The organism is Citrobacter sp. Cpo037, from assembly GCF_030332945.1.
Lineage (GTDB): Bacteria > Pseudomonadota > Gammaproteobacteria > Enterobacterales > Enterobacteriaceae > Citrobacter > Citrobacter portucalensis.
Genome location: NZ_JAOWGW010000038.1, coordinates 1 through 14,674 on the forward strand (window position 1 = coordinate 1; position 14,674 = coordinate 14,674).

General features: G+C 50.2%; 13 protein-coding genes. 7 read left to right on the plus strand and 6 right to left on the minus strand.

Annotation, left to right across the window (positions count from 1 at the left end):
• The first annotated feature begins 330 nt into the window (after nt 1–330).
• The 4 genes from pepT (at nt 331) to OGX94_RS03545 (ending at nt 4,232) form a co-directional block, all read left to right on the plus strand.
• On the plus strand, nt 331–1,587 hold the full coding sequence (pepT, locus tag OGX94_RS03530) for a peptidase T (RefSeq protein ID WP_257661391.1): 1,257 nt from the start codon (nt 331–333) through the stop codon (nt 1,585–1,587).
• On the plus strand, nt 1,584–2,945 hold the full coding sequence (gene dcuC / locus OGX94_RS03535; RefSeq protein ID WP_149334961.1) for a C4-dicarboxylate transporter DcuC: 1,362 nt from the start codon (nt 1,584–1,586) through the stop codon (nt 2,943–2,945). The genes pepT and dcuC overlap by 4 nt, the downstream gene beginning before the upstream one ends.
• Nucleotides 2,946–3,267: 322 nt before the next feature.
• A complete protein-coding gene (locus tag OGX94_RS03540; protein ID WP_048226383.1) occupies nt 3,268–3,897 on the plus strand; it encodes a DUF2913 family protein in 630 nt (209 codons plus the stop codon).
• 98 nt (nt 3,898–3,995) lie between these two features.
• Nucleotides 3,996–4,232 carry a hypothetical protein gene (locus OGX94_RS03545; RefSeq protein ID WP_003830891.1) on the plus strand — a complete coding sequence of 79 codons (237 nt, stop codon included), beginning with the start codon at nt 3,996–3,998 and terminating at the stop codon, nt 4,230–4,232.
• A gap of 101 nt (nt 4,233–4,333) precedes the next feature.
• On the opposite strand, the gene OGX94_RS03550 is transcribed toward OGX94_RS03545, so the two are convergent.
• Nucleotides 4,334–4,963, minus strand: a complete 630-nt coding sequence (locus OGX94_RS03550; protein WP_257661392.1) for a LysE family translocator — start codon at nt 4,961–4,963, stop codon at nt 4,334–4,336.
• A gap of 109 nt (nt 4,964–5,072) precedes the next feature.
• Here OGX94_RS03550 and OGX94_RS03555 point away from each other — a divergent pair, with 109 nt between their 5' ends.
• From OGX94_RS03555 to foxA, 3 genes are all read left to right on the plus strand, one after another.
• The gene (locus OGX94_RS03555; RefSeq protein ID WP_197385253.1) at nt 5,073–5,978 is read left to right on the plus strand and encodes a LysR substrate-binding domain-containing protein; all 906 of its coding nucleotides are present in this window, start codon (nt 5,073–5,075) and stop codon (nt 5,976–5,978) included.
• A gap of 124 nt (nt 5,979–6,102) precedes the next feature.
• On the plus strand, nt 6,103–7,086 hold the full coding sequence (locus OGX94_RS03560; RefSeq protein WP_063941267.1) for a helix-turn-helix transcriptional regulator: 984 nt from the start codon (nt 6,103–6,105) through the stop codon (nt 7,084–7,086).
• A gap of 121 nt (nt 7,087–7,207) precedes the next feature.
• Complete coding sequence (foxA, locus tag OGX94_RS03565; RefSeq protein WP_257661393.1) at nt 7,208–9,316, plus strand: ferrioxamine B receptor FoxA; 2,109 nt, start codon at nt 7,208–7,210, stop codon at nt 9,314–9,316.
• 330 nt (nt 9,317–9,646) lie between these two features.
• Here the strand turns inward: foxA and OGX94_RS03570 are convergent, their stop codons facing one another.
• From OGX94_RS03570 to OGX94_RS03590, 5 genes are all read right to left on the minus strand, one after another.
• A complete protein-coding gene (locus OGX94_RS03570; RefSeq protein WP_226804445.1) occupies nt 9,647–10,156 on the minus strand; it encodes a hypothetical protein in 510 nt (169 codons plus the stop codon).
• A 183-nt stretch (nt 10,157–10,339) separates the two neighbouring features.
• The gene (locus OGX94_RS03575; RefSeq protein ID WP_126319126.1) at nt 10,340–11,437 is read right to left on the minus strand and encodes a 4Fe-4S binding protein; all 1,098 of its coding nucleotides are present in this window, start codon (nt 11,435–11,437) and stop codon (nt 10,340–10,342) included.
• Between the two features lie 219 nt (nt 11,438–11,656).
• On the minus strand, nt 11,657–13,045 hold the full coding sequence (locus OGX94_RS03580; RefSeq protein ID WP_257661394.1) for a diguanylate cyclase: 1,389 nt from the start codon (nt 13,043–13,045) through the stop codon (nt 11,657–11,659).
• Between the two features lie 79 nt (nt 13,046–13,124).
• Nucleotides 13,125–13,640: a homoserine/threonine efflux transporter gene (locus tag OGX94_RS03585; RefSeq protein WP_286568736.1), complete on the minus strand. Its 516-nt coding sequence runs from the start codon at nt 13,638–13,640 to the stop codon at nt 13,125–13,127.
• Between the two features lie 33 nt (nt 13,641–13,673).
• A complete protein-coding gene (locus OGX94_RS03590; RefSeq protein ID WP_000654811.1) occupies nt 13,674–14,642 on the minus strand; it encodes an IS5 family transposase in 969 nt (322 codons plus the stop codon).
• Nucleotides 14,643–14,674 lie beyond the last annotated feature (32 nt).

Consider the following 14,674-nt stretch of genomic DNA (forward strand, 5'->3'; position numbering starts at 1 on the left):
AATCGGCCCAGATCCGCGAAATTTTAATCAGCGAGTCAGCTTGGGAAGAAATGACCTGCTTATTCGCACCTTCCTTAGCTTAACACCATGGAAAATGTAGTAAAAACAGACAGGGAATATGATTTTATCAATCAAATGGAGTTTTTAATTACTGGTATAATTACTGGCCTTTTTTATCTTCCTTTATATAAATCGTTGTCGTAACACCCATAAAATCAGCGTTCTGGGATGAGCGCTGATTTTATTTTGTTCTCAGATTATTCAACCCACGCTGTATGCAGGTCTTCTCTTGCAGTACCTCGTAAATGATACATTAAAGGATCTCCTGGAATGGATATTGTTGAACGCTTTATTAACTACACGAAAATCAATACCACGACCTCAAGGGAAAATGGTGCTAATGGGATAATGCCTTCTTCACCTGGTCAAATGGAACTGGCAAAACTACTTGCAGTAGAACTTGAAGCATTAGGAATGGAAAACATTGAGGTCAGGGATACCGCTATTGTGACCGCGACCTTACCTGGAAATACCGATGACACGACCCCTGTCGTTTCCTTTTTTGGTCATCTGGATACCAGCGCGGAACAGACCGCGGACACAAATGCGCAACGTCTTCACTACAGCGGTGGGGATTTGTGTCTGAATCAAGAGCTGAATATTTATCTGCGTGAAAGTGAATTTCCGGAACTGAAAAATTATGTCGGCGATGACCTGCTGGTGACGGATGGTACCAGTCTGCTAGGGGCTGATGATAAAGCCGCCATCGCCGCGATTATGAATGCTCTGGAGTACCTTGTCGCGCATCCGGAGATTAAGCATGGGCCGGTGAAGGTCGGTTTTGTTCCTGATGAAGAGCAGGGATTACGGGGAGCAAAAGCGTTTGATGTTGCTGCGTTTGGCGCTGATTTTGGCTATACCCTGGACTGCTGCGGCATTGGAGAGTTTGTCTATGAGAACTGGAACGCGGGTGATGCGGAAATCATCTTTACCGGCCAGTCCGCGCACCCTATGTCGGCCAAAGGTAAGCTGAAGAACTCTCTGCTGATGGCGCATAAGTTTATTGCGATGCTGCCCGGAGGAGAGGCGCCTGAGTATACGGAAGGACGCGAAGGGTATTACTGGGTAAAACAGCTTCAGGGTAACAGCGCCCGTACGGTACTTAAGCTGGATATCCGGGATTTTACCGAAGAAGGGTATAAGGCGCGGATGGCATATATCCGCCAGCTTGCCGTCAGCACCTGCGCGCTGTGGGGAGAAAACAGCGTGGTCTGTCATTTAACCGATCGCTATGCCAATGTGTTCAATAGCTTGCAGGGCGATGCACACTACCCGATTGATATTGCGTTACGCGCGTATCAGAAGTGTGGCATTACCCCGCAACCTGTCGCTATGCGTGGTGGGTATGATGGCGCAGTGCTATCGCAGAAAGGACTGCCTTGCCCGAATATTTTTACCGGTGCTCATAACTTTCATTCAATTTATGAATATCTACCGGTGCGTTCACTGCGAGCCGCCAGCGATGTGGTGGTAGCGGTCATTGAGGAAACCTTTGCTGAGTTCGCGCAGAGGAGAGCTCAGTCATGATTCAGGTGATAATTGCCCTACTGGTTATCGTGGTGGTCGCGCGTCTGATACTGAAAGGTTATCGCGCTGAACCCGTGCTGTTCATTGCGGGCCTGGTGTTGATGATTTGTACGGCGTTAACCGGATGGGGTTCTGTATTACCGAAGGGCGTCGCCAGTACGGGGATTTCATTTCTCGATCCTTTCGAGGTGATGCGCGATCTCTTTAGTACGCGTGCTGCCGATCTCGGCCTGATGATTATGGCGCTCATGGGATTTGCGCATTACATGGATCATATCGGGGCAAATGAAGCGGTTGTGCGGGTCGTGACGAAACCTTTGCGCGCACTGCGTTCGCCCTATGTGCTTCTATTTTTCTCCTATCTGCTCGCCAGCCTCCTGCAGTTGGCTATCCCATCCGCTACCGGGCTTGCCGTATTGCTGATGGGGACGATGTTCCCCATTATGCTGGGGTTAGGGCTTTCTGCGGCCTCGGCTGCTGGGGTTATTGCCACCTCGCTTGGTGTGGCGTATACCCCGACGGCCATCGATGCTATCAGGGGATCTAAAGCGGTCAATATGGATGTGGTGGAATACGTTGTTTACCACCAGGGACCCGCAGCGCTGGCAACCGTGCTGGTCGTCGGCGTCTGCCATTTCTTCTGGCAGCGGCATTGCGACCGTAAAGCGGGGACGCTTCCACGGGAAATCGGTAGCGCTGAGGTGACTGATTCAGGAAAAGCCCCGGCTTTTTATGCGCTTCTCCCGATGCTTCCGATACTGATGGCGGTGGGATCATCGGAAATGTTCGTCAGTGGTATTAACTTGAATATTATCACCATTGTGCTCATTTCGATGGCTGTCTGCATGTTGATTGAGTGGCTGCGGGTGCGTGATTTAAAGTCAGTATGCGAAGGATTCAGCCATTTCCTTAAAGGCATGGGCACCGCCTTTACCGGGGTGGTTGGGCTACTGGTTGCGGCAGGTGTTTTTGCTCACGGGATTAAAGTTATTGGTGCCATTGATCAATTAATCCTGATGGCGGAGCACGTGGGATTACCTCCATTTGCTATGGCGGTGGTATTTGCGCTGGTGACACTGGCGGCAGCAATTATTATGGGATCGGGTAATGCGCCATTCCTTGCTTTCGTTGAGCTGATCCCGCAAATCGCGGCAAGTATGGGCGCTAACGCTGTTGCCATGATCCTGCCGATGCAGCAGGCATCACATATGGGGCGGGCAATTTCACCGGTTTCCGGCGTGGTGATTGCCGTTTCCAGTGGGGCGAAAATAACGCCATTTGATGTGGTTAAACGTACCGCCGTACCGTTGATTGTGGGCTTTGTAACGCATACCCTGATCATCGGTATTTTCTATTAACTTCGTCTGTAATAAGCAAACTTCCGGCTTGCTGAATGCCCGGTAGTTTGCTTTTTCTGTTTACAGGTCTCATCACAGAAGGTGATATTGATTACTGGTGATTATTATTAACCTTTATCTTTATCGCATTATTCTTATTAGTCATTGTTGAGCTACCCCGGATTAATGATTAATAAGTATGATGTATTATATTTGCACGTTTATTACATAGGGATAAGTTAATCTGGATCATATTTTGGCGATTTTAGTTGTAGTGATTTTTTAATAGAGTAATACAAGAATGACGTGGAATAACAGTGATGATTTATTTGGGCAGGTTTAAGTGGTAAGGGATTCTGGAAGAGTTAGTACGTTACGACATCATTATCAGGATGATCTTGAAGCCTTTACCTGGAGTGCGTTAGTCGCAATTGGTATTGCAATAAAGGATCATAAAATCTACTCTAAAATGTCAGAGCATCTATTCATTATGCATTGGCTGGCTATTGCCAAAAAAAGAAAAATCTTTTCGAAGAGCATTGTCAGTGAGCTTCAGTGGTTAATTGATGAGGGGAAGAAAAAAAGCCTCAATGCACAACTTAAATTTAAAATAGAATATTTGTACGCCACATCGAGTGGTGATGTGACAATGCAAAACGACTATTTTAAATTTACTCACACGATTGAAGTGTTGAGAAATAATGGATGGGAGAGCTTTCTGCTCACTCCGGAGAAGTGGCAAGGCCTTCATGAAAGTATTAAGGTCAGAAAAGGTGACTTTATTTTTATGGATGACACCCGGCTTCAGGAGTGCTTTGGCGTGCAGGGCGAGATAGTCAAACCTTTCTGTATTCGAGTGTACGGCGATATTGAGTTTGCAAAGTTAACGTTCATCAAACATAACCTTCCGGTTGAATTTGTGAAACATATTTCGAATGAGTTTTATTACTTCAATTTTCTTTCTGTTAAGTAATGCTTAACTGATATGGGGGACAAATTTCTGTTTGTTCAAAGAGTGTATTGATCTACCTGTGAAATTATCGGATATATACCACACGCAAAGGACAGCGAATGTTTACTCGAAAGTTAGTGATTACAACCGAATGGATAAGGTTGTCGGATACGCCAGACAATGTGTCCATTTCTTTTCGGGGCGTTCTTGAGATCGGTGAAAGCACGGTTGTGCCGGATGGCAACACACCTCTACTTCGCTTGGAAAATGAAATGGCACCTGTCGCCGTTGATGCATTGTCATGGGTGAGGGTGCCAGTTGAACGCCGGGAAAATGTTATCGTCTATATTTTCTGAATCCTGGTTTATAAATCCATTAATAATGTTAATGTCGATTTGTTCTTATTTTATTCCTCCCGGTGCAAGATCAGATGTCTGGCTGAACAATTCGTTGGGGATCACATCGCGGGTGAGAGCATTTGTAGCGCGTGTACATTATAAATAATGCCAAACACCGCCAACGCGAGTAGAAACAGGGAGGAGATAAAAACGCTGCGTCTGGCAAACCGCTCTGGCATCCAGCGTTTGAAAACTATGATGTAAAAAGACAGCACCGTAACATCAAAAATAACCCACACCAGCGTTAGCGTCAGAATGCTGGTGGTGAAATCTTGCGTAATGGCAATGAACTGGGGAAAAAACGCTACGAAAAACAAAATGTCCTTTGGGTTAGCGACCCCTGTCAGAAATCCATGGATAAGCCCGCTGTTATCGCGTTTTGGCGCACACAGTCCGGGGTTTGAGTCCCTGGCCCGCAGGCCGTTAATCGCCATCACACCGATATACAACGATCCCACAAGACCCAGTACGCCAAGCCATATCGCAGAGATTGAAACCACACCAGCTAACATCAGTGCAGCCAGAGCAATCAATACTAAAGAAGCGCCGTTAGTGCCAATCAGCGTGAGAAAGGCCCGGCGATAGCCGTGCTGCGACGCGGTGGTGGTAATCAGCGCCACGACAGGACCCGGAGTTAACAGCAGGGTTACTACGCTGAGGCTATAGGCAGCCAGTAAAGTGAAATTCATACCTGATTATCCTGATGATATTTTCCATCAGTATTCCGCCTGCGTGGCACATTGAAAAACGAATAAAACTGCGCTCTACTGTGAGTAAAACTCAACATAGAAGCTGAGAATGACGCTACCTCCGTTGTATGCCCTGAGGGCTTTTGAAGCCGCAGCCCGTCTGGGATCGTTCAGTAAAGCCGCTATTCAACTTAACGTGACGCCGGGCGCGGTAAGCCGTCATATTCGCACGCTGGAGGCATGGTTTGGTTGTGAGCTATTTGTCCGCAGCGGCCCGCGTATCGAGATAACGCCTTCTGGCCAAGGGCTGGCGCAGCAGTTGACGGCTGGGTTTCAGAGTCTGGAACACGCGTGTCATGCCTTTCGCAGCAGCAGTCATGAGCTACGGCTGAAAGCGCCGTCTACGTTGACGATGCGCTGGCTTCTGGACGTGCTGCGTCATTTCCGTGAAGCGCATCCGACCCCGGTTGTCGAAATTTCCAGCGTCTGGATGGATACCGATTCGGTATCCTTCGGTCGTGAACCGTATGACTGTGCGATCCTGTTAGGGAATGGCCATTTTGGTGACGATACCGACAGCCGGTTGCTGTTTCAGGAGTGGCTTATCCCGGTGTGCTCACCCGCACTGCTGGTGCAGGCGCAGTGCGATCTTTCTGCCTGTGAACTGATTCATCCCTCAGCGGATCGCCGTGACTGGCGTCGGTGGCTGCAACGCACCGGGAAGTTTCCGGCGTTGAATCTTGCGCGAGGCAAAGTGTTCGACACCCTGGAGCAGGGCAGTCTTGCTGCGATGAGCGGTCATGGCGTGTCCGTTGCCGACCTGCTGTTAAGCCTGGCGGCCATTCAGGCAGGGATGTTGGCGTTACCGTTTAAAGATGCGGTAGCGACTGGCGAGGGCTACTACCTTGTCTGGCCAAAGACTTCAACACGGCTTAGAAATATTGAGCTGCTGTATCGCTGGTTAAAAGAGGCTGCGCCGTGTATCTCATCGACAGATCTAAACTGGCTGGATTAATCTGTTTATTCTGCTAATTATCCATATTGATAATAGTTCTCATTATTATTGTCGTGATGCGCAGGTAATGGTAATGTTGCTTCAGTTATAAACCGTTAATCCCATTTCCTGTGCAGAAGACAGCATGAACAATACCACCGCCCTGAATGCCTCCGGACGCGTCGCTCGCACTTTCTCCGTCAGCGAGTTTATGGATTTTGGTGAGCGCTACGGGATCGATTACCGCTTTCCCCAGTTGGCACAAAGGCCGGATTTACCGTCTGGCAGCCCTGTTCTGCAAGGTGAAATTGAGGAGATGACTCTCCCATGTGGGATGTGCGTGACGCACTCCGACGTACAGGTATTGCAACCCTACGAAACCACCTCTCGTCACGACAGCCCTCTGTATATGCTGGTGGTACTGGAAGGCTGCGTGATCCTGACGCTTAACGGACAGGAGCACGTGGTGCGCTCCGGCATGGCGTTTAGCTCACGCTTGAGTGAGCACCAGACGATGCGTGCCCGTCATCATGCTGATTGTAAACTGCGGACATTATCGCTTGGTTTGTATCCCGACGGCGCGTGTCGCACGGGGTTGCTCGAATCGTTGATGCGTGAATGGGAAAGATGCCAGACGCCAACGCTTATCTGGCAGGTGCCGGGGTTTTTACTCAGCGGACTGCAGTACGCGCAGCAGAGCACGATTAGCCATGTTTCTCGTCAGCTGATGCTGGAAGGGCTGATATTACAACTGTTCGGTCATGGCCTCAGCGTGTGTCAGGTCGAGAGCGGTAAACGTCTTGCGGCGAGCGGGGAGCAGCAGCGGCTGGAGGTCGTTCGCCGACTGCTGGAGCAGAGTCCCGAAAATGACTACACCCTTAATGACCTGGCCCAACGCGCAGCGATGAGTCCCAGTAGCCTGCGCAGTAAGTTTCGCGCAGCCTATGGCTGTTCGGTATTCGACTACCTGCGCGATTGCCGTCTGGAACGTGCGCGCGGCTATCTACTGGAAGGATATAGCGTACAACAGGCGGCCTGGATGTCGGGTTATCAGCACGCCACCAACTTTTCTACCGCTTTTCGTCGCCGTTACGGCTTTTCGCCCGGCGATTTGCTCAAACTTTGCTAATCCATATTTGCGTTTTACGCACGTGATTTCCTGACAATTTGGCACTGCGCATAGGCAACCTGGCATTCGGCATAGCTATCTCCGTCAGCAAAAAGGTAATAATTCTCACTTACAATTAGACATGCCTTTGGAGATATTCATGTTCGCGAAGACTCGCTTGGCGCTGCTGGTGGGATGGGTTACCGGCAGCGTGGCTTTTCCTCTGCTGGCGCAGGAAACAACAAAAAATGATACGGTGGTTGTCACCTCGCAGATGCAGAGCGGGGCCACGAAGCTTGCCACGCCGGATATTGAAACGCCGCAGTCGGTATCGATCGTTACCCGTGAGCAGTTTGAAGAGCAGGGCGCAACCAGCGTGCGCCAGGCCGTCAGCTATACGCCGGGGGTGTACAGCAATCAGATTGGCGCCTCCAACCGCTTTGACTACATCGTGCTACGTGGCTTTTCTGACGGTAGCCTGGATAACGTCTATCTCGATGGTCTGAAGATGATGGGCGACACCAACTCACACAGCTCGCTGGTGGTCGATCCGTGGTTCCTCGAAGATATCGAAGTCGTACGTGGCCCGGCTTCCGTACTGTATGGTCGTTCCTCTCCGGGCGGTATTGTGGCGCTGACCTCACGTAAGCCGTCGTTTGATGCGGGCGGAGAAGTGAAGCTGTTTGCTGGCAACAATAACCAGCGCGGTGCGGCGTTTGACGTTACCGGGGCACTGGATGATAACGATCGTGTGGCGGCGCGACTGAGCGGGATGACGCGTTACGCGGACTCGCAGTTTGGTCCATTGAAGGAAGAGCGTTACGCGCTGATGCCCAGCCTGACCTGGCGTATCACCGACCAGACGCGTCTGGATCTGATGGCCTATCTGCACCGTGACCCGGAAGGCGGTAGCCACTCCGGTCTGCCGTATGACGGCACCGTGGTTCCGCATTACGGGCAAAAGATCTCCAACACCTTTTACGAAGGCGAGGATGATTACGACAAATACGATCGCCGTGAAAACATGGTGGGCTACAACATTGAGCATATGTTTGATAGCGGTTGGTCGGTGCGGCAAAAGCTGCGCTATCTGCATACCGACGTTGAGCTGAATCAGGTGTATGCGGCGGGCTGGCTGAATGAAACCGAGCTTAATCGCGGTTACTCCGGCTCCGATGAAAAAATGTCGGCGATTACGCTGGATAACCAGTTCGACGGCAGCTTTGATACCTGGCAGGTAAACCACCGTCTGCTGGTGGGGATCGACTATCAGGATCGCAGCAACAATACTACCGGTTACTACGGCGCTTTCCCGCCGATTGACGCTTTTAATCCAGTGTACGGCGCGAAGCCTGATTACATCGACATGTATGCGCGTGAGAAACACAAGCTGCGCCAGACGGGTTACTATTTGCAGGATCAGATGTCATGGGATCGCTGGCGTATTACGCTCGGTGGTCGTTACGATCAGGTCAGCGTTTCTAACATTGATAAGATCAAGAATACTCGCAGCGATCTGGATAAAAACAACTTCAGCACCCGCGCCGCGTTGCTCTATTTATTCGATAACGGCTTTGCGCCGTACGTGAGTTATTCCACTGCCTTTACGCCAACCAGCTTTGCCGATGAGAACGGCAATCTGCTGGATCCGATGAAAGGCAAGCAGTGGGAAGCCGGGCTGAAATATGAGCCGGAAGGACTCAACAGCCAGTTCAGCGCATCGGTATTCCGTATCAATCAGACGAATATCGCCACCAAAGAAGAGCCGACCGATCCGTACCGCTCGATTGGGGAAATTGAATCTGAAGGGGTGGAGCTGGAGGCAATTAGCCAACTGACGGATAGCTTCCGTTTGCAGGCGGCGTATACCTATACCGACATTCGCTATAAGAAAAGCAGCCCGGAAGAACAGGGCAAGCGCGCAGTATACGCCCCGCGTAACCAGGCCAGTACCTGGCTGAGCTACGATGTGAAAAGCGGTCCGCTGGACGGTCTGACGTTGGGTTCAGGCGTGCGCTACGTTAACGGTATTACCAGCGATCGCCTGAATACTCACACCCTGCCGTCCTACACGCTGGTGGATATGGTGATTGGTTACGACTTAACGAATATCGGCATTAAAGGGTTGAGCGCGCAGTTGAACGTTAACAACCTGACCGACAAGCGCTACGTTGCGGCCTGTAACTCGCTCTCATACTGCTACTTCGGCGCCGAGCGCAGTATTGTCGGCAGCGTTTCGTGGAAATTCTGATGTTTTAGCCGGATGCGGCGCTGGCGCCTTATCCGGCCTACGGTAGCGTGTAAATCGTAGGCCTGATAAGCGCAGCGCATCAGGCATAGTGGATTGCGATTATTTTGTAAAACCGTTCTGCAGACAAATCTGTGCACTGGTGCCTTATCCGGCCTACGGCAGCGTGTAAATCGTAGGCCTGATAAGCGCAGCGCATCAGGCGTTGTGATTGCGGCTATTGTGTAAAACCGTTCTGCAGACAAATCTGTGCACTGGTGCCTTATCCGGCCTACGGCAGCATGTAAATCGTAGGCCTGATAAGCGCAGCGCAACAGGCATAGTGGATTGCGGTTATTGTGTAAAACCGTTTTGCAGACAAATTTGCGCGCTGGTTCTCAGAGTAAAGGCAACTTTGTCTGGGTACTGGCTGTAATAGTTATGCTCTTCTTCCAGCCCTTTTGCCTGCGCCAGACGTACCGTTTCCAGCGAGCAGGTACGGTAGATCAGGTCTTTATTCATATTAGTCTGCTTCTCGCGCTGTTTATCTGCGGACAGCGCCAGCCAGCTTTCGGACAGTGAGTAATCATAGACTACCCGATTTCCTTTCGCCTGCACGTTCTCAATGGTAATGAATTCGTCGATTTTCAGTCTTGGCTGCCCACGCATTTTTTTCTTATCTTCTGCGGCGGCATATTGGGCCAGCGCATGAATATCCATACTGGCTATTTTCTGTTTATAAGCATCTACATAAGCGGTAGGTTGCTGATAATGCTGAGCGTAAGCGTTTCTTAATTCCCCGTCGCTCATCGTACAACCCGCCAGAAACAGAGGTAATAGCAGTGCCAGTTTTATTTTAGTCATGATGTTATCCCGTTCATTATTTTGATCCCAGTCGCCCATAACAAAATAGAAAAATTATTACAGATGATATTTAAGGTTGTATAAACGAGAGCGTGATGGCACAAGTTCAATTGTCTTAAAATGGCAAAATACGCGGGAAACCCTGCCAGAATTGGCAGGGTTTTGAACATACTGATAAAAAAATTAATGGCCGATCATCTTTGCCTTCGGGATCAGCTGGAAATACATATGATCGGGCACTGGCGTATCCCAGACATTGGCATAAACGGCATAACCAATAGTGGCAAACAGAATGCCCAGCACCAGTAGCGTCATGGCAACACCTGACAGCGTCCTCTGGCGCCATAATGATTTACCACCGTTGCCTTGTGCTCCAGGCGGAGTCTGCAGTGAAAAGCTCAGCGTTGAGGCTACCGGGCAGGATTCAACGCAGGTCATGCAGCCAGTGCATTCCACGGTACGCACCTGAATCAGTCTGTCGACCGGGATATTCGACGGGCAGTTTTTCGCGCATTTTCCGCAGTCGATACAGCTGTCAGCGTTACGGCGGATTTTAAACGGTGAGAGTAATGAGAACAGGCCGAGCAGCGCACCATAAGGGCACAGATAGCGGCACCAGGCATTGCGAATAAACAGGCTCAGGACGCTGATAACGATAACAAAGATGAGCGTAGCGGAGCCAATATGGCGAAAGAAATCGAGCATCTTCACGTCGATAATCATGCCATAGGCCGACATTAGAAAATACTGAATCCCCTGCGCAGGCATCGACAGGGCGATATACAAAAAGAAACTCAGCAACAAATACTTCAGACTGAGCAGCGGAATATCCAGCCAGCGCGGCAGCGTGAAGTTGCGACCAAATACTTTTTTCCCCAGATTGCCGAGCAGTTCGGACAGCGTGCCCACCGGGCATAACCACGAGCAGAAGGCTTTTTTTAACAACAGACTAATCAGGATAAACGCAACTAACAGCAGCATGGAGGCGGCATGGATAGGCGGAAGAAAACCAGTCTCCAGCGTATAGCGGATATTCATCAAACCCGCGATTGGTAGCCATCCCTCAATACCACCTGGCCTTGGAATATAGACGCTGGTGCCGGCGGTTTCGAAATAGCGGACCCAGTAATAGAACGTTACGCCAATATAAATATTAATAGCCAGCAGGAGAAACTGGGTGGCTTTTCGCCAGCTGCTGGCGTTGCGCCAGTCATTCCACGGCAGTTTGCCTCCGATCGTGCCAGGACGGCGCTGCCAGCGCGTTCTTTTCTTCCCGTTCATGATTTTATACTATCCCTCATATTTCCCCTTCTGCATTCAGAAGGCGTCATCACCGGGATATGCTAGCGCTATTCAGATTTGGTGTATTTGATTTGCATCTTATTACGTGGCTGTTATTTTCATCATGCCAATATGCCTGAATAAAAATAACAGCTCGATATTTATCGCAAGTCAGATAAATACCCTGAACGGGGTATTTATTTCTCTGCAGGGCAATGGTTATTCCTGATAAACCTCAACGCGGTCGCGACCATTACTTTTTGCCTGATAAAGTGCGCGATCGGCTTTATCAACCAGCTGTTTGTAGTCGGGATGATAATCATATTCGGCAATACCGATACTGACGGTAATAGAAAACGTTTCTGTCGCAGAGGCTGCCATGCGCATCCCGGCAATTTTCATACGCAGCGTTTCCAGAATAATACTGGCCTGCGATTCATCTGACTCGACGAGCAAGATCATAAATTCTTCACCACCGTAGCGGAACACGTAATCGCTGCTACGGATATGATCATAAATGGCCGCTGCGACATTTTTGAGCGTCAGATCGCCGGTATTATGCCCGAAGTTATCGTTAATTTGCTTGAAGTAGTCGATATCCAGCATCGCCAGGCTAAAAGGCTTACGCGCATGTAACGCCAGCGAGATTTCGCGTCGCATGATGGTCGGAATAAAGCGGCGATTAAGCAACTGGGTCAGCGAATCTTTACCATTTTCCTGCTTAACCAGCGCCTCAAACATCGAAGCGAGCAGGAAATGGATTTTTGCCGACAGCTGGCGAACATCCTGTAATAAGCTCATCCGCTCGGGTTCTGTCGGCTGATTCTGAGGTGACAGGGTGGTCGTCAGACGGGTGTCGATCTCTGCAATTAGCGATTCCATTTCTTTGAGCAAATTGCTGTTGCCAAGAATATGTTTTCCCTTATGTGAGAACCACATACCAAAATCAGAGTTCGCCAGAAACACCATTTCACCGAAAGGCATTCCGGTGGCAATGTTATAGATAAACTGGTTTTCCCAGTCGGTAAATGAGCGAATTTGCCGTTCGCGCTCGACGTTAACGTCATCGTAAATGGTCTGCAGGCGATACTGCTCCTGCGTATGCAGGGAGTTTTGGTGGCTTGGGGAATAGGAGACGGTCATGGCCTCCAGCGCAGTATCCATTGCCAGGCTGCTGAAACAGATAGCATTGCTCAGCAGGGAAGACGAGTGGTCAGCTTTGGTTTTCAATACTCGATACAGCTCATCCTTGAGCTTACGCGCGCCGCGATTCACCAGATCGATGGGCAGGCCGATACGGGCATGCACCACGCCAATTTCTCGCTGTTTGGCCAGCAGCTGTGAGAGATCTTCGTGCGCGCTGCCGAGCACGCTGCGTAACCAGTCAAACATACTACCGCTGAGGCGGGTACTGACCTGTTCTGTATTAAGGAACAATGCGCTCTGGGCATGGGAGAGCATATAGTCATAAAAAACGGTCACTAAATGGCGGATCTCTTCATCGCTTAACGATGTGAGGAGCGTATGAACGTCAGGCGATGTTTGTCGTATCAGCGCCTGCCATTCCGTAAGGAGTAATGTGTCGTTTACCGGTTCAACCTGTTCCATCTCACTGCCACTCAACCTGCGATTAAAAATTCAGGCGGTATTACGGACAATTACCTCACGATGGTCAAGTTAAACTCTCTTATCGATGGCTAATACCTTCATAAATAAGTCTTAGCGCGAAGACACCTATTATTGCGCCAATTACCCGGCTGGCAACCCGTTGGATGCGACCATACGCCCGTCGCACGGCAGGCAAAGAAAATGCCTGGCTGAGAAAAATACGCCAGATAACGGAAGACAACACAATGCCTGCCCAGGCCATCAGTCTGGCCCACGTAGGTGTGTCTGCGCTTAAGGTGACCGAGAAGATACTAATAAAAAACAGTACAGTTTGTGGGTTCGATAAATCTGTTAGTAATCCACGGCGGAAAAATACATACCAGGGGGCGGAAAGCGGCTGCTGTAGCGTGGGCATTTGCGGTGTGGCCTGATGGCGGATGCTGTTCCAGGCAAACCACAGCAGATAGGCGCCGCCGACAATCTTAATCAATGAAAATATCTCTTCACACTGGGTGATTAGCGTTGCCATACCAAAGAGCCCAAGGCCGGAGTAAAACGCATCACCTAAGGCAAGGCTTTGTTGAATAAATAAGATTTCGTGCGAACGACCCTGTAGCTGGCTGGATTTTCAGGCAATACGCACGCTTTCTGGCATCCCAGCCTTTGTCATCCTGTTCAACGCACGCACCATGGCCATAGCTTCCGCTACCTGACCATCGTAGTCACGCAGCGTCAGTGAATCTCCCAACAACTGCTTCATTCTGTACATTGCCGTTTCCGCTATCGAGCGACGGTTATATTCCGTTGTCCATTTCCACCGTGCATTGCTTCCGCTCAGCCGCTGATTAGCAACGGCACGGTTGCGGTCTGCGTACTCACCGGGCCAGTAACCTGCTCCTTTTCGGGGAGGAATAAGCGCGCTGATTTTTTTGCGGCGCAGTTCATCGTGACAGAGCCGGGTATCGTAAGCCCCGTCTGCCGCGGCTGCCCTGATTTTTCTGTGAGTCTGCCGGATAAGGCCCGGGAAGGCTTCTGAGTCCGTGACGTTATTCAGCGACAGGTCTGCACAGACAACTTCATGTGTGTTGCTGTCAACAGCAAGATGCAACTTTCGCCAGATACGACGGCGCTCTTTGCCGTGCTTTCTGACTTTCCATTCGCCTTCACCAAAGACCTTCAGCCCGGTGGAATCAATCACCAGGTGTGCGATTTCACCCCGGGTGGACGTTTTGAAACTGACATTAACCGACTTTGCCCGCTTACTGACACTGGTGTAATCCGGGCAGCGCAACGGAACGTTCATCAGGGCAAAAATGGAATCAATAAAACCCTGCGCAGCCCGCAGGGTCAGCCGGAATACGCGTTTAATCACCAGAACGGTGGTGATGGCGAGATCAGAATAGCGCTGGGGCCTTCCTCGTGATGAAGGCGTTGCCGACTCATACCAGGCCTGAATCGCCTCATCATCCAGCCAGAAAGTGAGGGAGCCACGGTTGATGAGAGCTTTGTTGTAGGTGGACCAGTTGGTGATTCTGAACTTTTGCTTTGCCACGGAATGGTCTGTGTTGTCGGGAGGATGCGTGATCTGATCCTTCAACTCAGCAAAAGTTCGATTTATTCAACAAAGCC

Coding starts and splice junctions, on each gene's coding strand:
- OGX94_RS03560 (WP_063941267.1), top strand. CDS start 6,103: ATGAACAATACCACCGCCCTGAATGCCTCCGGACGCGTCGCTCGCACT.
- foxA (WP_257661393.1), top strand. CDS start 7,208: ATGCCTTTGGAGATATTCATGTTCGCGAAGACTCGCTTGGCGCTGCTG.
- OGX94_RS03580 (WP_257661394.1), bottom strand. CDS start 13,045: ATGGAACAGGTTGAACCGGTAAACGACACATTACTCCTTACGGAATGG.
- dcuC (WP_149334961.1), top strand. CDS start 1,584: ATGATTCAGGTGATAATTGCCCTACTGGTTATCGTGGTGGTCGCGCGT.
- OGX94_RS03575 (WP_126319126.1), bottom strand. CDS start 11,437: ATGAACGGGAAGAAAAGAACGCGCTGGCAGCGCCGTCCTGGCACGATC.
- OGX94_RS03545 (WP_003830891.1), top strand. CDS start 3,996: ATGTTTACTCGAAAGTTAGTGATTACAACCGAATGGATAAGGTTGTCG.
- OGX94_RS03550 (WP_257661392.1), bottom strand. CDS start 4,963: ATGAATTTCACTTTACTGGCTGCCTATAGCCTCAGCGTAGTAACCCTG.
- OGX94_RS03570 (WP_226804445.1), bottom strand. CDS start 10,156: ATGACTAAAATAAAACTGGCACTGCTATTACCTCTGTTTCTGGCGGGT.
- OGX94_RS03555 (WP_197385253.1), top strand. CDS start 5,073: ATGACGCTACCTCCGTTGTATGCCCTGAGGGCTTTTGAAGCCGCAGCC.
- pepT (WP_257661391.1), top strand. CDS start 331: ATGGATATTGTTGAACGCTTTATTAACTACACGAAAATCAATACCACG.